The organism is Achromobacter sp. EG18 (assembly GCF_059759395.1).
Genome location: NZ_CM186213.1, coordinates 4,092,222 through 4,112,381, shown reverse-complemented (window position 1 = coordinate 4,112,381; position 20,160 = coordinate 4,092,222). Strand labels below are relative to the sequence as shown.

The window sequence follows — 20,160 nt, the reverse complement described above, 5'->3', positions numbered from 1 at the left end:
CGCGGGAGGTTGCGCTTGACCAGTTGGTTTTAGATTTACGGCAGGAGTTAAGGTATAAGGTTGGGTTGCTACCAACTGTCACCATCGCGACATTCAAGGAACTTTTAGGGTATTCCCGATGCAGCTATCCGACTCCCTGCAACTGGCCGCGGCCTGGTTTCGCGTACTCGACGCCGAGCAGCAAGCGCGCGTCGAGCGAGACCTGTCCGTGCAGCAGGTTGCCGCCGGGTCGATCATAGAGCGCAAAGGCGAACTCGCCCAGGCATGGATCGGCGTGCTGGCCGGCCTGGTGAAGGTGTCCGTGGGAAATGCCGAAGGCAAGGTCGCATCGCTGACGGGCGTGCCCGCCGGCGGCTGGATCGGCGAGGGCTCGCTGCTCAAGCGCGAAGTCCGCAAGTACGACATCGTGGCGCTGCGCGATTCCGTCGTCGCGCGCCTGCCGGCAGCCACTTTCGACTGGCTGCTGGACACCAGCATCCCCTTCAACCGCTACCTGCTGCACCAGCTGAACGAGCGCGTCGCCCAGTTCATCGGCAAAGCCGAATACGACCGCCTGCTGGATCCGGACGCCCGGGTGGCGCGCTGCCTGGCCGAACTGTTCAATCCGCTGCTGTACCCGGGCATGGGCATGCGCCTGACCATCACGCAGGAAGAGGTCGGCTACCTGGCGCGGGTCTCGCGCCAGCGCGCCAACCAGGCGCTGCGCAAGCTGGAAGAGGCCGGGCTGCTGAACGTCGAGTATGGCGCCGTGCGGGTGCTGGACCTGGATGGCCTGAAGCTGTACGGCTCCGACCGCGGCGCGCTGGAAGGCGAGCACGCCGCCTGAGTCGTGTGATTCGCTGCGGTTACAAAAGTCGGATGAAAAAGTGCTTGACTATAAATAGCGCGCTATTTAATATTGCGCAATGAAATCCAGATCCCAGCCCAAAAGCGCATTCAATCCGCTGCTGCTAGACAGCCAGCTGTGTTTCGCCCTGTACTCGACCTCGCTGGCGATGAACAAGGTGTACCGCAAGCTGCTGCGCGGCCTGGATCTGACGTACCCGCAGTACCTGGTCATGCTGGTGCTGTGGGAACGCGACGAAATCACGGTCACCGATATCGGCGAACGCCTGTTCCTGGATTCGGCCACCCTCACGCCCCTGCTCAAGCGGCTGGAGGCGGCGGGCCTGGTCAGCCGGACTCGCGCCCAGGACGATGAACGCCAGGTGATCGTCACCTTGACGAAACAAGGGCGCGACCTGCGCAACCAGGCCGAAGCGGTGCCTCACGCCGTCGCCGCCGCGGCCCAGTGCTCGCTGGAAGAGGCGCAGGGCACCATGCGCGCGTTGCACGAATTGCGGGAAAAGCTGGTCAGCAGTCTTTGATTGTTAGTGTTCGAGGCGGATGATGGCAGGTGCTGTCATCGCCGATTAAAGATAGCGCGCTATGAAATTGTGTACTATTTAATTAGTAAAGGCCGAAGCGGGAAGGGTCCCGCCAGCCTGGCAGTCCAACCTTCATCCAAAAGGAACGCACCATGTCGATCGAAAAAGTCCTGTACCGCGCCCACGCCCACGTCACCGGCGGCCGTGAAGGCACCGGCGTCTCCAGCGACGGCAACCTGAACGTCAAGCTGACCACCCCGAAGGAACTGGGCGGCGCCGGCGCCGCGGGCACCAACCCCGAGCAACTGTTCGCCGTCGGCTATTCGGCCTGCTTCATGGGCGCCATGAAGTTCGTCGCCGGCCGCGACAAGATCGCCATGCCCGCCAACGCCACCATCGACGGCTCGGTCGGCATCGGCCCCATCCCCACCGGTTTCGGCATCGAAGCCGAGCTGAAGATCTCGCTGCCCGGCATGGACCGCGCCGAAGCCGAAAAACTCGTCGCCGCCGCCCACATCGTCTGCCCCTACTCGAACGCCACCCGCGGCAACATCGACGTCACCCTGACCATCAACGTCTAAGCAAAGCGCGCGTCCCGCGCGCCAAAAGCAAAGGCAGGATTGCACCAAGCGCAATCCTGCCTTTTTTCATCCGCCCCACTCCAAGAGCAGGCGACCCGCCAAGCCGCTTCCCCCCAGCGCGCAGCGTCATCCGCCAACACACCAAGTCGCGTAAGCCCAAAAAGGCCGCCCGCGCGGCCGCCTTTGGGCGGGCCCTGCAAGATCTTCAGCGAGAACACCCACGGCAAAAGAACGCCAAGCACACGGCTCACCCCAGCAACGCCGGAACCAAAGCAATCGCGAGCACGGCGGGGCGGCGGGCGGTGGCGGGCGGGGCGTGTAGATGCGCCCGAGGGAAACCGTAGGGAGCCGAAGGCGTACGAGGTTGACAACGGGGCAGTCCGGAGCGAACGCTCCGGACCGCAATCGTAGCCCCGTCCGCCACCGCCCGCCGCCCCGCCGTGCGTCTCAAGAACTCAATCCCACGCCAGCAAAAAACTAATGCGACCCCCCAAGATAAGCCGCCACCACAGCCGGATCATGCTTCAACTTCTCCGCACTCCCATGCACAGAAATCCGCCCGTTCTCCAACACATACCCATAATCCGCGACATTGAGCGCCGCCGCCGCAAACTGCTCGACCAGCAACATCGTCACCCCTTCATCCTTGAGCCGCGCGATGATCCGGAACACCTCTTCCACCAGGATCGGCGCCAACCCCATCGACGGCTCATCCAGCAGCACCAATTCCGGATTCAGCATCACCGCCCGCGCCATCGCCAGCATCTGCTGCTCGCCGCCAGACAGCGTCCCCGCCAGTTGCTCGCGCCGCTCCTTCAGCCGAGGAAACAGATCCATCGCCCGTCCCAGGTCCGCCTGCACGTCACCCTTGGGCCGGCTCCCCGTCAACCGGGGAAATGCGCCCAGCAGCAGATTGTCGGTGACGGAAAGCGTGGGAAACACCCGCCGCCCTTCCGGCGAATGCGCCAGCCCCAGCCGCGCGATCCGATGCGATTCCAATCCGTCGATGCGTTTGCCGCCCAGCGTGACCTCGCCCGCCGTCGGCCGGATCATCCCCGACAGCGCCCGCATCGTCGTCGTCTTGCCGGCCCCGTTCGAGCCGATCAACGTCACCACCTTGGCCTTCGGGACCTCCATGCTGATGCCGTGCAGCACCTTCACCTTCCCGTAGCCCGCTTCCAGATTCTTGATCGATAGCATGTTGTCGTCCTTGGCGTCAGGCGGGCGCGCCGCCCAGATACGCCTCGATAACCTTGGCGTTGCTCTGCACTTCATTGGGCAGCCCCTCAGCGATCTTCTGGCCGAAGTCCAGCACCGACACGGTGTCGCACACCCCCATCACCACATCCATGTGGTGCTCGATCAGGATCAGCGTAATGCCGTGGTCGCGCACCTTGCGGATGATCGTCAGCAGCTCGGCGATATCCGGCGCCGTCAGGCCGGCGGCCGGCTCGTCCAGCAGCAGCAATTGCGGGTCCAGCGCCAGCGCGCGGGCGATTTCCAGCAGGCGTTGCTTGCCGTAGGGCAGGTTGCGGGCCTCTTCGCTGGCCAGGTCCTCCAACCCCACGAATTCCAGCAGCGCCAGGGCCCGGGCGCGCGCGCCTTGTTCCTCCCCCTTCCACTTCGGCGTGCGCAGCGCGATGCCCGCCAGTCCCGTCGTGAAGGTGTGGTGCAGGCCCACCAGCACGTTCTCCAGCGCCGTCATCTCGCCGAACAGCTGCACGTTCTGGAAGGTGCGGGCAATGCCCGTGGCGGCGATGTCGGCCGGCGCCAGGCCCACCAGTGACTTGCCGCTGAACTCCACCGCGCCTGCCGTGGGCACATAGATGCCCGTCAGCACGTTCATCATGGTGCTCTTGCCCGAACCGTTCGGTCCGATCAGCCCATGGATGGTGCCGCGCTTGACCGTCAGGTCGACCTGGTTCAACGCCTTCAGGCCGCCGAACTGCATCAGCACCTGCTTGGCCGCCAACAGCGTTTCGCCATGGCCTCGCGCCGCGTCGGGCACCGCTTCCTGTTCCTTGACCAGGTCCTTCTTGACCGACAGCGCCGCGCGTCGGGTCGAGAAGAACAGGTTGCGCACGAAGCCGACGATGCCGTCCGGCAGGTAGTACACGACGAACAGGATCATGGCGCCGAAGATCGTCAGGCGCCAGTCGGTCACCGCCTCCAGCCAATACGAGAACACCGCCAGCAGGATGGTGCCGACCACCGGCACTGCCACCCGGCGGGCCTCGGTGCGGCCCTTGGAGATGGCGATCGCGCTGCCCACCGTCACCAGGATCGCCACGCCCAGCGCGATCAGGCGGAAGGTGGCGATGTCGTCCAGCATCTTGGGCAGCAGCACGATGATCGATGCGCCCAGCAGCGCCCCGGTGCGGCTCTTGCGCCCGCCCATGATGATGGCCAGCAGGAACAGGATGGTGAGTTCGAAGTTGTAGGTGTTGGGCGAGATGTACTGCTCGGAGTAGGAATACAGCGCGCCCGCCAGGCCGGCGAAGCCGGCGCTGATGACGAAGGCGAACACCTTGTGGCGATAAACCGACACGCCCATGCAGTCCGAGGCGATCGGGCTGTCGCGCAGGGCCTCGAACGAGCGGCCCAGGTGCGACTTGAGGATGCGGTGCACCACGATCAGAGACAGCACCAGCAACGCCGCCACCAGCCAGAAGTACTCGCTCTTGGTCAGGATGTGCCCGCCGATCGACGGCTTGGGGATCTTGATGCCGAGGGGGCCTTCGGTCATGAAGGTCATCTCGTTGATCAGGATCTGGATGATGGTGCCGAACGCCAGCGTCACCATCGCCAGATACGGGCCGGTGACCCGCAGCGCCGGCAGCGCCAGCACCGCGCCGAACGCCGCCGCGATCAGGATGGCCGCCGGCAGGATCACCCATATCGGCATCTGCAGATGGAAGAACAGCACGCCGGCGACATACGAGCCGATGCCGAACAGGCCGGCATGGCCCAGCGACACCTGGCCGGTGTAGCCCACCACGATATCGAGCCCGAACAGCAGGATCGAATAGATCATGATGGTTTCGATCAGGTGCAGGTAGTACGTGTTGGTCACGCCCAGGGGCACGGCGGCCAGGCAGGCCACCGCCACGATGGAAAGCAGCAGGTGCAGGGGTTTCATCGCTTACACCTTCTTGATCGCGGTCTTGCCGAACAGGCCGGCGGGTTTGAAGGTCAGTACGAGCAGCAGCAGGACCAGTCCCGGCACGTCTTTGTACCCCGTCGAAAGATAGAAACCGGTGGTGGTCTCGGCGATCCCCAGGATCAGGCCGCCCACCACCACGCCCATGCCGCTGGACAGGCCGCCGATGATGGCGACCGCGAAGGCCTTCAGGCCCAGCACCGCGCCCATGGTGGCGCCGGTCAGCGTCAGCGGCGCCACCAGCACGCCCGCGAAGGCGGCCGTCAGCGACGACAGGGCATACGAAAACGTGATCACCATGCCGGTGTTGATGCCCATCAGCCCTGCGGCGTCGCGGTCGTTGGACGTGGCGACGAAAGCCTTGCCGTAGATGGACTTGCGGTTGAACAGTTCCACCAGCAGCATCATGGCCAGCGCGCCGAACACCACCAGCAGTTCCATCGGCAGCACGTTCGCGCCCAGCACCTCGATCGGCGCCTCGGGCAGCGGCGAGGGGAATCGCAGGTCGTCGCGGCCCCAGATGTTCTCGGCCACGTTCTTGAAGATGATGCCCAGGGCGATGGTGGCCATGATCCAGCCGAATTCGGATCGCGTCTTGATGGCCGGCCGCACGCCGACCCGCTCGACCAGCGCGCCTTGCGCGAAGCCGAAAATGCAGACGATGGGGATCATGACCCAATAGTTCACGCCCAGGCCGACCAGCGTGAGCCCGACCAGCGCGCCCAGCATCAGGGCTTCGCCCTGGCCGAAGTTCAGGGTGCCGGATGTGGCGAAAGTGAGCTGGTACCCGAACGCGATGACGGCATAGATCATGCCCAGCGCGATACCGCTATAGATAAGCTGTAGAAGAATCATGGTGTGTGTCGTGAGGCGCTGTGTTCCGTCCCAACCCCCTTGGGCAGAACGCTGTTGTCAGGCGACTGCATGCCGGCGCCCCGCGCGCGGGAACGCCGGCGGCGGCGGCTGGGCAGCCGCCGCCGCACTGCTTCGGACGAACTTAGTTGGCCTTGACCACGCGGCCGCCCTTGACCTCGCCGATGACCACTTCCTTGGCGCCGATGGCGTCGTGGTTGTCGTGGGTGAAGGGCTTGTTGTAGGTCATCACCACGCCCTCGACCGGCGTCTGCAGGTTCTCGAGCGCTTCACGGATCTTCGGGCCTTCGGTGGAGTTGGCCTGCTTGATGGCGGCAGCCAGCAGGAAGATCGAGTCATAGCCCTGGGCCGCCGACACCGGCGAGTCGATGCGATTGTTCTTGGGCTTGAACTTGGCCAGGTAGGCATCGATGAAGGCCTTGCGCTTGGGCGTATCCGGATCCTGGATGAAGGTCTGCGGCATGCGCGCGCCTTCGCCGTTGGCGCCGGAGTTGTCGATGTAGTTGGCCATCGACAGCGTCCAGCTGCCGATGATCGGCACCTTCCAGCCCAGCTTGGCCATGCCGTTGGCGATCTGCGCCAGCTCGGGGCCGATGCCGTAGGTCAGCACGGCTTCGGCGCCCGCGGCCTTGGCCTTGAGCAGCTGGGCCGTCATGTCGACGTCCTTGATGTTGAACTTCTCGACGGCCACAGGCTTGATGCCCTTGGCGTCCAGGGCCTTTTCCAGGTCCTCGCGGCCGAGCTGGCCGTAGTTGGTGGAGTCGGCCAGGATCGCGACCTTCTTGAAGCCGCGGCGGGTGATGGCCTCTTCGACGATCATCGGCGCCTGGATACTGTCGTGCGCCGCGTTGCGGAATACGTAGTTGTCCGGGTATTCGGGCGCCTTGAACTGGTGCGTGATGACGCTGCCGGTGGCCACGTTGTTGAACACCGGGATCTTGGCGTCCTGATAGAAGCGTTGCGAGGCCAGCGCCACGCCGGTGTTGATGTAGCCGACCGTGGCGGTGACCTGTTCCTTGTTGATCAGTTCCTGGGCGATCTGCACGCCGCGCTCGTTCTTGGCTTCGTCGTCGCGTTCCACCGCGACCAGTTGCCGGCCGAGCACGCCGCCATTCTTGTTGATTTCCTCGATGGCCAGGCGCACGCCGTCGCGCATGCTCACCCCCATGGAGGAAGAGCCGCCCGTATAGGGGCCGGCCACGCCGATCTTGATGGGGTCGGCGGCGTAGCCCGCGGCCGATACGGCAAAAGCAAGGGTTCCTGCAAGCAGCTTCAAACGAAAATCCATGGATGTCTCCGTTGTAATTGGTAGAACTGCGTGGAAAACCGTGTGCCGGCGCCAGGCGGCGTGAAGAAGGTGGGTGGCGCACTCCTGTTGCGTGTTGTGACTGTCTGCTTAATCGCTTACGCGAATCTGACCCGGCGGGGTTTTTCCGCGTAAATACCTAGTACCGTCGCACCCGCCGACGGCCCGGCATTGCGATGCAGCATGGGACGGCCAAAGATCGGGGCAGGCCCGGCGCGCGGAGCCGGTTTGCGCGCGCAGGCCATGTTGGGCGCATGCTAGCCAGCGACGCGCGGCGGTGCGCGGAATTTCCTTCCGCCCGGGGCTGGAAATTTATTCCGGCTTGGCCGAAGAAGCCCGTGGCCATTGGGCCGCGCGTTCACAGACGGCGGCCAGCCATAGGGAAAACGCTTGGGCCGCGCCGCCCGGAGGGCGCGAGATTTCAGTACACAGGTAGTACTGGGATTCACCCGCCGTCTCGATGTCGAGCACCCGCAGCAATTTGCCCTCGTCCAGCCACTCGGCCGCCAGCGTGCGGCGGGTCAGCGCGATGCCCTGGCCGGCTCGGGCCGCCGCCAGCATCATGCCCAGGTCGACCAGCCAGACGCCGCGCGCGGGTTCGGGCCAGTCGAGCCCGGCCGCCGCCAGCCAGGGACGCCATGGCTCCATCGGGCAGCGCAGCAGGGCGGCGCGCGACAGGTCCTGCGGGCGTTCGAACGGCCCGTGCGCATCGCGGTAGGCGGGCGAGCAGACCGCGAACACCGGATCGGTGGTCAGCGGCCGCGCGTGCAGGCCGGGATATTTGCCGCTGCCGAAGCGGATCCAGACGTCCGCGTTCGGCGGCATGATGTCCAGGTAGGGAATGGACAGCATGATTTCCAGCTCGACGTCCGGGTGCGCGGCGGTGAAGCCAGGCAGGGCGGGGATCAGCACCTGGCGGGCAAAGGTCGGGGTGGACACCACCCGCAGGGGTTCGAGCTTGGGTTCGCCGCGCTTGTGCAGCGAGGCATCGGACAGCAGGTCCAGCGCGGTGCGCACTTGTTCCAGGTATTCGCGCCCGGCGGCGCTCAGGGTGGCGCCGCGGCTGCTGCGGATGAACAGGGTGACGTCGAGCTGCGCTTCCAGCGCGGCGATGCGCTTGCCGATGGCGCTGGCGGTGACGAACAGTTCTTCGCTGGCGCGCTCGAACGAACCGAGCCGGGCGGCCGCCTCGAAGGCCTGGATGGCGGCCAGCGGCGGCAGGCGCACGTCTTTGGAAGGGGAGGGTCCGCGCATGATCGTCTGGCGGGCCGGCCATGCGCCCGACGAAAGAGTGGCAACCCGGCGATTATAAAAGTGCTGGGCCGGGTAGCCCGTCCCCGTATTCCCTGAGTACCTGGGCGATGACGACCCGGTAGCCGTCCAGCCAGCGCGATTGCGCGGCCTTGGCCTGCTGATGGGCAGGGTGGTGGATCAGGGCTTCCAGGGCTTCAAGCGATTCCCAGTAGTAGACATTGGCGTACAAGCCGCGCACGGGATCTTCCCAGGCCTCTTCGCCCAGGTAGCCGGGGGTGGCCCGCGCCGCCGTGGCGATGGCCTGGTCGAGCCGGTGGAAGTCGTCGTCGAACTGCTTCTTGGCGAAGATGAAGGTGGCGGTGTAGCGCGCCGGCCCCGGGCGGGCGGGGCCAGCAGGACAGGCGGCGTTGGGCACGGTCGTCAGACGCCCTTGACCGCCAGGCTGATCGCCAGGCCCGCCATCACCACGGCGATGATGCCGTCCAGCACACGCCAGGCCGAGGCGCTGGCGAAGAAGCGCGCGAACAGGCGCGAACCGATACCCAGCACGGCCAGCCACAGCAGGCTGGCGGTGAAGGCGCCGGCGGCGAACGCCATGCGGGCGTCCTCGAAGCCGTGGGCCAGCGAGCCCACCACCACCATGTCGAGCCAGAAGTGCGGGTTCAGCAACGAAAAGCCCAGCGCGCCCAGCATCGCGGCGCGGCGCGAGGGCACCACGTCGCGCGCGGCGGCCAGCCCGCCGGTGGCGTTCCAGGCACGGCGCGCCGATTGCAGCGCGTACCAGGACAGGAAGGCCACGCCGAACCACAGCACCGCCGTGGTCAGCCAGGGGAACCAGGCCGTCAAGGCCTGCAGGCCCGACACGCTGGCGAAGATGAAGACGGCGTCGATCAACGCGCAGATGGCAACCACCGACAGCAGGTGCGCGCGCATCAATCCCTGGCGCAGGATGAATGCGCTTTGCGCGCCGACGACGGCGAACAGGCCCAGCCCGGTGGCCGTGCCGCTGGCCCAGGCGGTGAGAAAGAGGGGGGATGACAACGTGGCGAACATGATGCGAACCTTTTGACTGCAACGCCTTGTGGCGGCGCTTGGAATACCGGGCCGGCAGCGTTGCGCATGCCGACAATGCACCATTTTCGCTTGTCACCGATATGAAATACAGCTTATTTTCCTTCACTATCTTAAGCAAAGCTAATTTATGAAAATCGATCACGGCAACCTGCGCGCCCTGGCGGCGGTGGTGCGCGAAGGCAGTTTCGAGCGCGCTGCGTTGGCGTTGAGCGTGACGCCGTCGGCGGTGTCGCAGCGGATCAAGGCGCTCGAAGACCGCATGGGAAGACTGCTGGTTCAGCGCACCGTGCCCGCCGCGGCCACCGGCGATGGCCAGGTGCTGGTGCAACTGGCGGAGCAGACCGCGCTGCTGGAACACGACGCGCTGAACCGGCTGGGCGTGGCGGACGACGACGTGCCGCACGCCAGCATCCCCATCGCGGTCAACCACGACAGCCTTGAGACCTGGTTCGTCGAGGCGGCGCTGCAGTTCTCCAGCCGTACCCGCGCCACGCTCGACATGCAGTCCGAGGACCAGGACCACACCGCCGCGCTGCTGCGCAACGGGTCGGTGCTGGGCGCGGTGACGACGCTGGCCGATCCGGTGCAAGGCTGCCGCATCCATGCGCTGGGCAGCATGCGCTATGTGGCGACGTGTACCCCGGCCTTCCACAAGCGCTATTTCGCGCAGGGCGTGAATGCGCAGACACTGGCGCAGGCGCCGGTGCTGGTGTTCAACCGCAAGGATGCGTTGCAGGCCCGTTTCGCTCACAAGATCTCGGACCCGGCGCCATGGCAACCGCCGGTCTGGTGGGTGCCGTCGACCCGCGCCTTCGTGCAGGCCACCCTGGGGGGCCTGGGCTGGACCATGAATCCGCTGCCGCTGGTGCAGGAACACCTTGATGCAGGTCATCTGATGCTGCTGCGGGGCCGCGCCTGGGAGGACGTGCCGCTGTACTGGCAGCATTGGCGGGTAAACTCCGAAGCGATGGAAGCTTTGACCGACTCGGTTCTGTCAGCCGCCCGCAGCCTGGTCCGGCGGCGTTAACCCATAGGAGAACACCCCATGAACATCCGCAAGTTCGCCGCTGTTGCCGTCCTGGGCCTGTGCGCGGCCGGTTCGGCCTGGGCCAGGGACTACAAGGTCGGCCAGGTCGAGATCGACGATCTCTGGGTGCGCGCGTCCGCCCCGGGCCAGTCCAACGGCGCCGGCTACATGGACATCGACAACGATGCAAAGACCCCCGATCGCCTGCTGTCGATCTCGTCCGACGCCGCCGAGCGGGTCGAGCTGCACACGGTCGAGACCACCAACGGCGTGGCCAAGATGCGCCAGGTCGAGGGCGGCATCGCGCTGCCGGCCGACGGCGAGGTCAAGCTGGCCCCCGGGGGTTACCACGTCATGTTCATCAAGCTGAAGGCGCCGTTCGCCGAAGGCGCCACGGTGCCCGCCACGTTGAAGTTCGAGAAGGCGGGCGAGGTGGCGGTGCAGTTCAAGGTCAAGCCGGCCTCGCACAACCCCGGCATGAGCCACGATCACGGCGCGATGAAGCACTGATCCCGCCGCGCGCGGCACAGAACAAAAAAAGGCGGCGGGCTCGAACAGCCTGCCGCCTTTTTTGTCGCTGGCCGGTACCCCCCAAAATGGGGCGCCGGCCTGTCGATCAGTACAGCCCTTGCTGGCGCATCGCGTCGGCGACCTTGACGAAGCCGGCGATGTTGGCGCCGTCCAGGTAGTTCACGTATTCGCGCTCGCTGTGGCCGTGGCGCACGCAATTCTCGTGGATATCGCGCATGATGGCGTGCAGGCGCGCGTCCACTTCCTCGCGGGTCCATGCCAGGCGGGCCGAGTTCTGGGCCATTTCGAGGCCCGACACGGCCACGCCGCCGGCGTTGCTGGCCTTGCCCGGCGCGTACAGCACGCGGGCGGCGATGAAGGCCTTGGCGGCGTCCAGGGTGGCGGGCATGTTGGCGCCTTCGGCCACGCATTGCACGCCGTTCTTGATCAGCGTTTCGGCATCGGCCAGCTCCAGCTCGTTCTGGGTGGCGCAGGGCAGGGCCACGTCCACCGGCACGTGCCAGGGACGCTTGCCGGCTTCATAGGCCAGACCGAACTGGCGGGCATAGGTGTCCAGGCGGCCGCGCAGGTCGTTCTTGACGTGCATCAGCGCCACCAGCTTTTCGTGGTTGAAGCCGGCTTCGTCGACCACCGTGCCGTTCGAGTCGGACACCGTCACCACCTTGGCGCCCAGCGCCATGGCCTTTTCGATGGCGTACTGGGCCACGTTGCCCGAGCCCGAGACCGACACGCGCAGGCCGTCGAACGACTTGCCGACGCGCTTGAGCATTTCCTCGGCGAAGTAGACGGTGCCGTAGCCGGTGGCTTCGGGGCGGATCAGGCTGCCGCCGAAGGTCAGGCCCTTGCCGGTGAAGACGCTGGCGGTGGAGTTCGACAGTTTTTTCATCATGCCGGCCATGAAGCCGACTTCACGCGCGCCCACGCCGATATCGCCGGCCGGCACGTCGGTGTCCGGGCCCAGGTGGCGGTACAGCTCGATCATCAGGGCCTGGCAGAAGCGCATGACTTCGGCGTCGGACTTGCCCTTGGGGTCGAAGTCGGAGCCGCCCTTGCCGCCGCCCATGGGCAGCGTGGTCAGCGAGTTCTTCAGGGTCTGCTCGAATGCCAGGAACTTCAGGATCGACAGGTTCACCGAGGGGTGGAAACGCATGCCGCCCTTGAACGGGCCGATGGCCGAACTGTGCTGGATGCGGAAAGCGCGGTTGACCTGCGCCTGGCCCTTGTCGTCGGTCCAGCACACGCGGAACTGGATCACGCGTTCCGGTTCCACCAGGCGTTCGAGCAAAGCGTGCTCGGCGTAGTGGGGGTGCTTTTCGATGAAAGGCCACAGACTCAGCATCACCTCCTGGACGGCTTGCATGAATTCCGGTTGCTGCGGATCGCGCACGGCGACGCTACGCAGGAAGTCGTCCAGACGCTGCACTTTCAACATGATCTCCTTGGGGGGGCGCTTCGAATGAGTGCGGAGATGCGCTGTTTAGGGGCGTCGAATCTCCGTTTTGGTGCGGATTGCACCGGCTTGGTGCGGAATTGTAGGGCCAATTTGTTGCCCTGCGCAAAGCCGCGGGCTGCTCCATCACCTTGATATCAAAGCGCTTTTTTCTTTAATTATTGGGGTCGCATCATGTTTTGACGGGCTGGGATATCACCCTGGGTTCCATAGGGAGAAGGGGGAGGCCTTGAATTCACAGGGAAAATTAATGCGTCCCTAATAATTAGCAGAGCTCTCTGAAGGAAAGGGATGGCCGCTACATAGGGGAATTCACCCGGCAGCTAGGGCAGAGTCCTATATTTGCCGGCCGGATTTCCCTTAATATGTCCCTAATTATTTTTTGCGCCAGATCATGCGCGAGGCGGTGGAACGGACGTCCCACCGCCCGGTTGCTACAGCGTGGCGTCGTAGTCGATCGTCAGCGGCGCGTGGTCGGAAAAGCGTTCGTCCTTATAGATCGCGACGCTGCGGGCGCGGGCGGCGATGCCGGGCGTGGCGATCTGGTAATCGATACGCCACCCGACGTTCTTGGCCCAGGCCTGGCCGCGGTTGCTCCACCAGGTGTACTGGTCCGGCCGCTCGTCGATGGTGCGGAACACGTCGACGAAGCCGCGCTTGTCGAACACGTCGGTCAGCCAGGCGCGTTCCTCGGGCAGGAAACCGGAATTCTTCAGGTTGCCCTTCCAGTTCTTCAGGTCGATTTCCTTGTGGGCGATGTTCCAATCGCCACAGATGATGAATTCGCGGCCGGTCTTCTTGTGTTCGTGCATCAACTCGTCCATCCATGGGCCGAAGCGGTCCAGGAAGCGGTACTTGGCCTGCTGGCGTTCGTCGCCGCTGGAGCCGGAGGGCAGGTAGGCGCTGATCACGGACAGGTTTTTCCAATCGGCGCGGATGACGCGGCCTTCCGGGTCGAATTCCTCGCAGCCCAGGCCGATGTTGACGCGCTCGGCCGCGTCGCGCAGGTAGATGCCGACGCCGCTGTAGCCTTTCTTGACGGCATGGTGGAAGTGGCCGGTGTAGCCCGGCGGGTGGCGCAGGTCATCGGTCAGATCCTCGTCGGATACCTTGATTTCCTGCAGGCACAGCACGTCGGCGGCGTGCTTTTCCATCCATGGTTGCAGGCCCTTGCGGAAGGCGGACCGGATGCCATTGAGGTTGATCGACGTGATGCGCAGCAAAGCGGGACTCCTGTAGGGCGGCCGGGAACGGCCGGAACAATGGCAGGAATTTAACCGACTGGGCGACGTTGCCCGGCAATAGCCCCGACAACGGATAAAATGCCGGGGTTTGCCACCTCTCGGACCCCGCTCGCATGTCTGCCGCCCATTCTGCCAACTCCGCCACCTCGCTTGATTTTGTCCGCTTCGCCCTGAACGAAGGCGTGCTGCGCTTCGGCAGCTTCAAGGTCAAGTCCGGTCGAATCAGTCCCTATTTCTTCAATGCGGGCCTGTTCAACAGCGGCGGATCGGTCGGCAAGCTGGCGGGCTTCTATGCGCAGGCGCTGCTGGATTCGGGCGTGGCCTTCGACATGCTGTTCGGCCCGGCCTACAAGGGCATCCCGCTGGCCACGGCAACCGCTGTCGCGCTGGCCAGCCATCCCGCGATGCAGGGCCGCAGCGACGTGCCGTTTGCCTACAACCGCAAGGAAGCCAAGGACCACGGCGAAGGCGGCACCCTGGTGGGCGCGCCGCTCAAGGGCAAGGTCGTCATCATCGACGATGTGATCACCGCGGGCACCTCGGTGCGCGAGTCGGTGGAGATCATCCGCAGCGCCGGCGCCGAGCCGGCCGCGGTGCTGATCGCCATGGACCGCATGGAACGCGCGGGCGCCGACGACGCGCTGTCGGCGCACTCGGCGGTGCAGGACGTGGCCAAGACCTATGGCATCCCGGTGGTGGCGATTGCATCGCTGGCGGACATCATGGCGCTGCTGCAGGACGACGCCGCGTTTGCCGAGCACCGCGATGCGGTGCAGGCGTACCGGACGAAGTACGGGGTGAAGTAAATCCGGGCCGGTGGGACTTGGCCTGCCGGCTGCCGTATCGGGTCGCCGGGGACTCCAGCCTGCTGGCCGGCGCTTCAGGGCCGATGACGACGACATCGCAGGCACATGCCGCTTGCGCCAGGCGCTTGTCGAAGGTGGCCAGTGCGGCATCGTGCCAAAGCGCAAGTTCCAGGTACGATGCGTCGTACACCGTGAGGGCGTGTTCCCGGGCAAGCGCGACACAGCGCGGCAGCCAGGTGGTGGCAGGGCGGTTCTCGTTGACCACTGGCGCCATCTTCAACCGCGTCGAAAATTTTTTCAGCATGTCTGGCGTGGCTTGCCGCAACCGTTCGATGCGTAAGGCTCCCTGGGCGACTTCCAGCTTCCAGATCAATGGGACAAGCGCGGGCTTGTCAATCAGGCCTTCCAGTATCGTGAGCGCTTGCCCACTGTGGGTCTGGCTGGGCAATTGCAGCCAGCTCAAGGCAACCGACGCATCGAGCACGAGCTTCATTCGCGTATCCCCTTCACGGCGTACCACCAGGTGGCGTCGTCCACATACGGGATGCCCTTGAGTTGCTTGAGTTCCTCGATCGCGCGGTGCGCCTCTTCGGTCAGCAGCGGGTTGACCCGCCAGAACTGAGCATACGCCATGCCGTCCCGGGTGATGACGACGCGGGTCCCGGTATGGGCCGCTTCAATGAGTTCATCCAGTCGCTCGGCGACCTGTTCTTGCGGAACGGATAGATAGGGGGTGGTCATGGCCAAGTCTCCGGCGCGAAATCGACCGAACCATTCTTGGCCAAACAAAAAGCCGCGGCAAGATGCCGCGGCCTTCGGTTCGGTCTGATACTGCGCCGGTCCTCGTGATGACGGGCCGGCGCGGGGATCAGCTATCCAGCTTCTGCTTGAGCAGGTCGTTGACCTGCTGCGGGTTGGCCTTGCCGCGCGCGGCCTTCATGATCTGGCCGACCAGCGAGTTGAACGCCTTCTGCTTGCCGGCGCGGTATTCCTCGACGATGGCCGGATTGGCCGCCAGCACCTCGTCGATCATGGCGCCGATGGCGCCGCTGTCGCTGATCTGTTTGAGGCCGCGGGCTTCGATGATGGCGTCGGGCTGGCCGCCGTTCTCGCCGGCCCACATGGCGCCGAACACTTCGCGCGCGATCTTGTTGGAGATCGTGCCGTCGATGATGCGGTTGATCAGCGCGGCCAGGGCTGGCGCCTGCACCGGCGCGTCGGCGATGGCCTTTTCTTCCTTGTTCAGGGTGGCGGCCACTTCGCCCATGATCCAGTTGGCGGCCAGCTTGGCCTGGCCGGCCGGCAGCGCGTGCGCCACGGCCTCGAAGTAGGCGGCCAGGTCGCGGCTGACGGTCAGTTGCGCGGCGTCGTAGGCCGGCAGGCCGTACTCGGATTCGAAGCGGGCGCGCTGGGCGGCCGGCAGCTCCGGCATGGCGGCGCGGACCTCGTCGACCCATTCGCGCGAGATCACCAGCGTGGGCAGGTCGGGATCGGGGAAGTAGCGGTAATCGTGCGCGTCTTCCTTGCTGCGCATGCTGCGGGTTTCGTCGCGGTCGGCGTCGTACAGGCGGGTTTCCTGGACCACCGTGCCGCCGTCCTCGATCAGCTCGATCTGGCGCCGCGCTTCGTAGGTGATGGCGCGTTCCAGGAAGCGGAACGAGTTAACGTTCTTGATCTCGGTGCGGGTGCCGAATTCCTTCTGGCCGACCGGGCGCACCGAGACGTTGGCGTCGCAGCGGAACGAGCCTTCCTGCATGTTGCCGTCGCAGATGCCGAGCCAGACCACCAGGCTGTGCAGGGCGCGGGCATAGGCCACGGCCTCGGCGGCCGAGCGCATTTCCGGTTCGGTGACGATTTCCAGCAACGGCGTGCCGGCGCGGTTCAGGTCGATGCCGCTGGCCGGCGAGCCGTTGGCCAGGGCGAAATTGTCGTGCGAGGACTTGCCCGCGTCTTCTTCCAGGTGGGCGCGCGTCAGGTTGACGGTTTTTTCTTCCTCGCCGACGAAGAACGACAGCGAGCCGCCCACCACCACCGGCAGCTCGTACTGGCTGATCTGGTAGCCCTTGGGCAGGTCGGGGTAGAAGTAGTTCTTGCGCGCGAACACCGAGCGCGGCGCGATCTCGGCGCCGACCGCCAGGCCGAAGCGGATGGCGCGTTCGGCGGCCCCACGGTTCATGACCGGCAGGCTGCCCGGCAGGGCCAGGTCGACTTCGTTGGCGTGGGTGTTGGGCGCGGCGCCGAACTCGGTGCTGCTGCCCGAAAAGATCTTGGAGTCGGTGGAAAGCTGGGTGTGCGTTTCCAGGCCGATGACGATTTCCCAGTTCATGCTTAGGCGTCCTGCTGGGCCGGCGTGGCCTTGTGCCACGTCGTGACTTGTTGGTAGCGGTCGGCGATGGCCAGGAGGCGGCCTTCGTCGAAGTAGTTGCCGATGATCTGCAGGCCAACGGGGCGGCGATTCTCGCTTCCTCCGAAACCGCACGGAACCGACATGGCCGGCAGGCCCGCCAGGCTGACGCCCAGCGTGTAGACGTCGGCCAGCCAGTCGGCGGTGGGGTCGTCGCGGTTGTCGCCGATGTTCTTGGCGACCGTGGGGGTCACCGGGCCCATGATGACGTCGCACTGGCCGGCGAAGGCGCGCTGGAAGTCCTGGGCGATCATGCGGCGCAGGCGCTGGGCCTGCAGGTAATAGGCGTCGTAATAGCCGTGCGACAGCACGTAGGTGCCGATCAGGATGCGGCGCTTGACCTCGTCGCCGAAGCCTTCGGCGCGCGAGCGGCTGATCATTTCGTTCAGGTCGCCGTACTGTGCGGCGCGATGGCCGTAGCGCACGCCGTCGTAGCGCGCCAGGTTGCTCGACGCTTCGGCGGGGGCGATGACATAGTAGGCGGGGATGGCCAGCTCGGTGCGCGGCAGCGACACTGGCACGCGCACCGCGCCCAGCGTTTCGAACTGGGTCAGCGCGGCCTGTACCGCGGCGGCTACGTCCGGCGCCAGGCCGGCGCCGAAGTATTCCTCGGGCACGCCGATGCGCAGGCCCTTCAGGGGCTGGCTGCCGGCGGCGTCAAACCTGCCTTGCGCGGCATCGAAATCGCGCCGCACGCGGCCCGGTTCGTTGGCGGCGGCATCGCATTTTTCCAGGCTGGTGGCGTCGCGCGGGTCGAAGCCGCTGATGACGTCCAGCAGTTCGAGCAGGTCGCGGCTGCTGGGGGCCAGCGGGCCGGCCTGGTCCAGGCTGGAGCCGAAGGCCACCATCCCGTAGCGCGAGACGGTGCCGTAGGTCGGCTTGATGCCGCTGACGCCGCACAGCGCGGCGGGCTGGCGCACCGAACCGCCGGTGTCGGTGCCGGTGGTGGCGGCCACCAGGCGGGCGGCGACGGCCGCGGCCGAACCGCCCGAGGAACCGCCGGGCACGGCCGCCGGATCCCACGGATTGCGGACCACGCCGTAGGCCGAATTCTCGTTGCCCGAGCCCATGGCGAACTCGTCGCAGTTGAGCTTGCCCAGCGACACGGCGCCGGCGGCCTGCAGGCGCTCGACCACGGTGGCGTCGAACGGACTGACGTAGCCGTCCAGCATCTTGCTGCCGGCGGTGGTGCGCCAGCCGCGGGTGACGAAGGCGTCTTTGTGGGCGATGGGCACGCCGGCCAGGGGGCCGGCGTTGCCGGCGGCCAGCGCGGCGTCGGCGGCGCGGGCCTGGGCCAGCGTTAATTCGGCGTCAATATGTAAGAAGGCGTTCAGGCCGCTGGCCGCGTCGGCGGCCGCCAGCGAGCTTTGCGCCAGCTCGACGGCGCTGACCTGGCGTTGGGCGAGGGCCGCGCGCAGGGCGGCGATCCCCTCGAATTGGGTGTGCAGGGCGGGTTGGGTCATGGCTTAGTCGAGAACCTTGGGGACCAGGAAAAGGCCGTCCTGGGCATCGGGGGCGTTGGCCAGCAGTTCGGCGCGGCGGGCCTCCGAAGCGGTTTCGGTGACCGCGTCCTGGCGCAGGCGCAGGACGATGTCCTCGTGGGCGGACAGCGGGTGGGCCAGGGGTTCGACGCCTTGGGTGTCGACGGCCTGCAGCCGTTCGATCAGGTGAAGGATGCCATTGAGCTCGGCTTGCGCGTGGCCGCGCTGGTCCGGGGTCAGTTCGATTCTGGCCAGCCTGGCAATGCGGGCCACATCTGTGTCATTGAGCGCCATGGGGATTGCGAATATCGAGAAGCGAAGGCCGAGGGGCGGGACTGGGCAGTATGCACATGCCAAACCCGTTACAAAGCTTGAATAGCCTGCATTTATGCGCTATTTCCGGGGAAATTATAAGTTATGATTCACGGTTTAATCGCCGTGATGACAGGCGCACCCAGGCTTTCCCGGGTGGTACGCCCCGCGGCATGACCCCAATTCCCCCCAGAATTTAGCTGAGCTCCCATGTTCGGATTCCTGCGCAGTTATTTTTCCAGCGATATGGCGATCGACCTCGGTACCGCCAATACGCTGATCTACGTCCGCGGCAAGGGCATCGTGCTCGACGAGCCCTCCGTGGTCGCGATCCGTCATGAAGGCGGGCCTCACGGCAAGAAGATCATCCAGGCCGTCGGCCACGAAGCCAAGCAGATGCTCGGCCGCGTGCCCGGCAACATCGAGGCCATCCGGCCCATGAAGGACGGCGTCATCGCCGACTTCACGGTCACCGAGCAGATGCTCAAGCAGTTCATCCGCATGGTGCACCCGCGGAACATGCTGGCGCCCAGCCCGCGCATCATCGTCTGCGTGCCCTGCGGCTCCACCCAGGTTGAACGCCGCGCCATCCGCGAATCGGCCCTCGGCGCCGGCGCCTCGCACGTGTTCCTGATCGAAGAACCCATGGCCGCGGCCATCGGCGCCGGCCTGGCCGTCTCCGACGCCAGCGGCTCCATGGTCGTCGACATCGGCGGCGGCACCACCGAGGTGGCGGTCATCTCGCTGGGCGGCATGGTCTACAAGGGTTCGGTGCGCGTCGGCGGCGACAAGTTCGATGAGGCCATCGTCAACTACATCCGCCGCAACTACGGCATGCTGATCGGCGAACCCACCGCCGAACTCATCAAGAAGGAAATCGGCTCGGCGTTCCCGGGTTCCGAAGTCCGCGAAATCGAAGTCAAGGGCCGCAACCTGGCCGAAGGCGTGCCGCGCAGCTTCACGGTCTCGTCCAACGAGATCCTGGAATCGCTGACCGATCCGCTCAACCAGATCGTATCGGCCGTCAAGATCGCCCTGGAACAGACCCCGCCCGAACTCGGCGCCGACATCACCGACAAGGGCATCGCCCTGACCGGCGGTGGCGCGCTGCTGCGCGACCTCGACCGCCTGCTGCAGGAAGAGACCGGCCTGCCGGTGGTGGTTGCCGATGATCCCCTGACCTGCGTCGTGCGCGGCTGCGGCGAGGCGCTGGAACATCTTGAGAAACTGGGCGCGATCTTCATCAACGACTAATACCGCCCGCCAGCCCGGAGCCCCGCTTTTCCACGG

General features: G+C 65.7%; 21 protein-coding genes. 7 read left to right on the top strand and 14 right to left on the bottom strand.

Features of this window, described 5'->3' with window-relative positions:
* The first annotated feature begins 118 nt into the window (after positions 1-118).
* The 3 genes from AC6CR5_RS18815 to AC6CR5_RS18805 all read left to right on the top strand — a co-directional run bounded on the left by AC6CR5_RS18815 (position 119) and on the right by AC6CR5_RS18805 (position 1,948).
* The gene (locus tag AC6CR5_RS18815) at positions 119-826 is read left to right on the top strand and encodes a Crp/Fnr family transcriptional regulator (protein ID WP_006389836.1); all 708 of its coding nucleotides are present in this window, start codon (positions 119-121) and stop codon (positions 824-826) included.
* A 79-nt stretch (positions 827-905) separates the two neighbouring features.
* Positions 906-1,367, top strand: a complete 462-nt coding sequence (locus AC6CR5_RS18810) for a MarR family winged helix-turn-helix transcriptional regulator (RefSeq protein ID WP_047993194.1) — start codon at positions 906-908, stop codon at positions 1,365-1,367.
* 152 nt (positions 1,368-1,519) lie between these two features.
* Positions 1,520-1,948 (top strand): organic hydroperoxide resistance protein, encoded by a 429-nt coding sequence (locus AC6CR5_RS18805; protein WP_006389838.1) that lies wholly within the window; start codon positions 1,520-1,522, stop codon positions 1,946-1,948.
* Between the two features lie 477 nt (positions 1,949-2,425).
* Here AC6CR5_RS18805 and AC6CR5_RS18800 read toward each other — a convergent pair whose 3' ends face one another.
* From AC6CR5_RS18800 to AC6CR5_RS18770, 7 genes are all read right to left on the bottom strand, one after another.
* Positions 2,426-3,148: an ABC transporter ATP-binding protein gene (locus AC6CR5_RS18800; protein WP_006389839.1), complete on the bottom strand. Its 723-nt coding sequence runs from the start codon at positions 3,146-3,148 to the stop codon at positions 2,426-2,428.
* Between the two features lie 16 nt (positions 3,149-3,164).
* Complete coding sequence (locus AC6CR5_RS18795) at positions 3,165-5,087, bottom strand: branched-chain amino acid ABC transporter ATP-binding protein/permease (protein ID WP_498084810.1); 1,923 nt, start codon at positions 5,085-5,087, stop codon at positions 3,165-3,167.
* 3 nt (positions 5,088-5,090) lie between these two features.
* Positions 5,091-5,963, bottom strand: coding sequence for a branched-chain amino acid ABC transporter permease (locus AC6CR5_RS18790; protein ID WP_006389841.1), 873 nt, complete (start codon positions 5,961-5,963; stop codon positions 5,091-5,093).
* Between the two features lie 142 nt (positions 5,964-6,105).
* The gene (locus AC6CR5_RS18785) at positions 6,106-7,269 is read right to left on the bottom strand and encodes an ABC transporter substrate-binding protein (RefSeq protein WP_006389842.1); all 1,164 of its coding nucleotides are present in this window, start codon (positions 7,267-7,269) and stop codon (positions 6,106-6,108) included.
* A 330-nt stretch (positions 7,270-7,599) separates the two neighbouring features.
* A complete protein-coding gene (locus tag AC6CR5_RS18780; RefSeq protein WP_035184243.1) occupies positions 7,600-8,541 on the bottom strand; it encodes a LysR substrate-binding domain-containing protein in 942 nt (313 codons plus the stop codon).
* Positions 8,542-8,593: 52 nt separating this feature from the next.
* Positions 8,594-8,956, bottom strand: a complete 363-nt coding sequence (locus tag AC6CR5_RS18775) for an antibiotic biosynthesis monooxygenase family protein (RefSeq protein WP_047992087.1) — start codon at positions 8,954-8,956, stop codon at positions 8,594-8,596.
* Between the two features lie 5 nt (positions 8,957-8,961).
* Positions 8,962-9,594: a LysE/ArgO family amino acid transporter gene (locus AC6CR5_RS18770; RefSeq protein WP_020925961.1), complete on the bottom strand. Its 633-nt coding sequence runs from the start codon at positions 9,592-9,594 to the stop codon at positions 8,962-8,964.
* Positions 9,595-9,742: 148 nt separating this feature from the next.
* On the opposite strand from AC6CR5_RS18770, the gene AC6CR5_RS18765 reads away from it, so the two are divergent.
* Together AC6CR5_RS18765 and AC6CR5_RS18760 are read left to right on the top strand one after the other, a co-directional pair.
* On the top strand, positions 9,743-10,642 hold the full coding sequence (locus AC6CR5_RS18765) for a LysR family transcriptional regulator ArgP (protein WP_006389845.1): 900 nt from the start codon (positions 9,743-9,745) through the stop codon (positions 10,640-10,642).
* A gap of 18 nt (positions 10,643-10,660) precedes the next feature.
* Positions 10,661-11,152: a copper chaperone PCu(A)C gene (locus tag AC6CR5_RS18760; RefSeq protein ID WP_026382113.1), complete on the top strand. Its 492-nt coding sequence runs from the start codon at positions 10,661-10,663 to the stop codon at positions 11,150-11,152.
* 106 nt (positions 11,153-11,258) lie between these two features.
* On the opposite strand, the gene gdhA is transcribed toward AC6CR5_RS18760, so the two are convergent.
* Together gdhA and AC6CR5_RS18750 are read right to left on the bottom strand one after the other, a co-directional pair.
* Positions 11,259-12,605 carry an NADP-specific glutamate dehydrogenase gene (gene gdhA, locus AC6CR5_RS18755; RefSeq protein ID WP_020925963.1) on the bottom strand — a complete coding sequence of 449 codons (1,347 nt, stop codon included), beginning with the start codon at positions 12,603-12,605 and terminating at the stop codon, positions 11,259-11,261.
* Between the two features lie 452 nt (positions 12,606-13,057).
* Complete coding sequence (locus tag AC6CR5_RS18750; RefSeq protein WP_026382115.1) at positions 13,058-13,846, bottom strand: exodeoxyribonuclease III; 789 nt, start codon at positions 13,844-13,846, stop codon at positions 13,058-13,060.
* Between the two features lie 134 nt (positions 13,847-13,980).
* Here AC6CR5_RS18750 and pyrE point away from each other — a divergent pair, with 134 nt between their 5' ends.
* Positions 13,981-14,673, top strand: coding sequence for an orotate phosphoribosyltransferase (gene pyrE, locus AC6CR5_RS18745; protein ID WP_498084809.1), 693 nt, complete (start codon positions 13,981-13,983; stop codon positions 14,671-14,673).
* Here the strand turns inward: pyrE and AC6CR5_RS18740 are convergent.
* The 5 genes from AC6CR5_RS18740 to gatC all read right to left on the bottom strand — a co-directional run bounded on the left by AC6CR5_RS18740 (position 14,588) and on the right by gatC (position 18,852).
* Positions 14,588-15,166: a type II toxin-antitoxin system VapC family toxin gene (locus AC6CR5_RS18740; protein ID WP_006389850.1), complete on the bottom strand. Its 579-nt coding sequence runs from the start codon at positions 15,164-15,166 to the stop codon at positions 14,588-14,590. The genes pyrE and AC6CR5_RS18740 overlap by 86 nt on opposite strands.
* Positions 15,163-15,414 (bottom strand): hypothetical protein, encoded by a 252-nt coding sequence (locus AC6CR5_RS18735; RefSeq protein ID WP_047992086.1) that lies wholly within the window; start codon positions 15,412-15,414, stop codon positions 15,163-15,165. Before AC6CR5_RS18735 ends, AC6CR5_RS18740 begins: the two co-directional genes overlap by 4 nt.
* 127 nt (positions 15,415-15,541) lie before the next feature.
* A complete protein-coding gene (gene gatB / locus AC6CR5_RS18730; RefSeq protein WP_026382119.1) occupies positions 15,542-16,999 on the bottom strand; it encodes an Asp-tRNA(Asn)/Glu-tRNA(Gln) amidotransferase subunit GatB in 1,458 nt (485 codons plus the stop codon).
* A gap of 2 nt (positions 17,000-17,001) precedes the next feature.
* Complete coding sequence (gene gatA / locus AC6CR5_RS18725; protein WP_498084808.1) at positions 17,002-18,540, bottom strand: Asp-tRNA(Asn)/Glu-tRNA(Gln) amidotransferase subunit GatA; 1,539 nt, start codon at positions 18,538-18,540, stop codon at positions 17,002-17,004.
* Between the two features lie 3 nt (positions 18,541-18,543).
* A complete protein-coding gene (gene gatC, locus AC6CR5_RS18720; RefSeq protein ID WP_006389855.1) occupies positions 18,544-18,852 on the bottom strand; it encodes an Asp-tRNA(Asn)/Glu-tRNA(Gln) amidotransferase subunit GatC in 309 nt (102 codons plus the stop codon).
* A gap of 228 nt (positions 18,853-19,080) precedes the next feature.
* On the opposite strand from gatC, the gene AC6CR5_RS18715 reads away from it, so the two are divergent.
* A complete protein-coding gene (locus AC6CR5_RS18715) occupies positions 19,081-20,124 on the top strand; it encodes a rod shape-determining protein (RefSeq protein WP_006216320.1) in 1,044 nt (347 codons plus the stop codon).
* Positions 20,125-20,160: the final 36 nt, after the last annotated feature.

Excerpts from the sequence above, each read along its gene's own strand:
- AC6CR5_RS18815 (WP_006389836.1), top strand. The coding sequence starts at position 119 with ATGCAGCTATCCGACTCCCTGCAACTGGCCGCGGCCTGGTTTCGCGTA.
- AC6CR5_RS18810 (WP_047993194.1), top strand. The coding sequence starts at position 906 with ATGAAATCCAGATCCCAGCCCAAAAGCGCATTCAATCCGCTGCTGCTA.
- AC6CR5_RS18805 (WP_006389838.1), top strand. The coding sequence starts at position 1,520 with ATGTCGATCGAAAAAGTCCTGTACCGCGCCCACGCCCACGTCACCGGC.
- AC6CR5_RS18800 (WP_006389839.1), bottom strand. The coding sequence starts at position 3,148 with ATGCTATCGATCAAGAATCTGGAAGCGGGCTACGGGAAGGTGAAGGTG.
- AC6CR5_RS18795 (WP_498084810.1), bottom strand. The coding sequence starts at position 5,087 with ATGAAACCCCTGCACCTGCTGCTTTCCATCGTGGCGGTGGCCTGCCTG.
- AC6CR5_RS18790 (WP_006389841.1), bottom strand. The coding sequence starts at position 5,963 with ATGATTCTTCTACAGCTTATCTATAGCGGTATCGCGCTGGGCATGATC.
- AC6CR5_RS18785 (WP_006389842.1), bottom strand. The coding sequence starts at position 7,269 with ATGGATTTTCGTTTGAAGCTGCTTGCAGGAACCCTTGCTTTTGCCGTA.
- AC6CR5_RS18780 (WP_035184243.1), bottom strand. The coding sequence starts at position 8,541 with ATGCGCGGACCCTCCCCTTCCAAAGACGTGCGCCTGCCGCCGCTGGCC.
- AC6CR5_RS18770 (WP_020925961.1), bottom strand. The coding sequence starts at position 9,594 with ATGTTCGCCACGTTGTCATCCCCCCTCTTTCTCACCGCCTGGGCCAGC.
- AC6CR5_RS18765 (WP_006389845.1), top strand. The coding sequence starts at position 9,743 with ATGAAAATCGATCACGGCAACCTGCGCGCCCTGGCGGCGGTGGTGCGC.
- AC6CR5_RS18760 (WP_026382113.1), top strand. The coding sequence starts at position 10,661 with ATGAACATCCGCAAGTTCGCCGCTGTTGCCGTCCTGGGCCTGTGCGCG.
- gdhA (WP_020925963.1), bottom strand. The coding sequence starts at position 12,605 with ATGTTGAAAGTGCAGCGTCTGGACGACTTCCTGCGTAGCGTCGCCGTG.
- pyrE (WP_498084809.1), top strand. The coding sequence starts at position 13,981 with ATGTCTGCCGCCCATTCTGCCAACTCCGCCACCTCGCTTGATTTTGTC.
- AC6CR5_RS18740 (WP_006389850.1), bottom strand. The coding sequence starts at position 15,166 with ATGAAGCTCGTGCTCGATGCGTCGGTTGCCTTGAGCTGGCTGCAATTG.
- AC6CR5_RS18735 (WP_047992086.1), bottom strand. The coding sequence starts at position 15,414 with ATGACCACCCCCTATCTATCCGTTCCGCAAGAACAGGTCGCCGAGCGA.
- gatB (WP_026382119.1), bottom strand. The coding sequence starts at position 16,999 with ATGAACTGGGAAATCGTCATCGGCCTGGAAACGCACACCCAGCTTTCC.
- gatA (WP_498084808.1), bottom strand. The coding sequence starts at position 18,540 with ATGACCCAACCCGCCCTGCACACCCAATTCGAGGGGATCGCCGCCCTG.
- gatC (WP_006389855.1), bottom strand. The coding sequence starts at position 18,852 with ATGGCGCTCAATGACACAGATGTGGCCCGCATTGCCAGGCTGGCCAGA.
- AC6CR5_RS18715 (WP_006216320.1), top strand. The coding sequence starts at position 19,081 with ATGTTCGGATTCCTGCGCAGTTATTTTTCCAGCGATATGGCGATCGAC.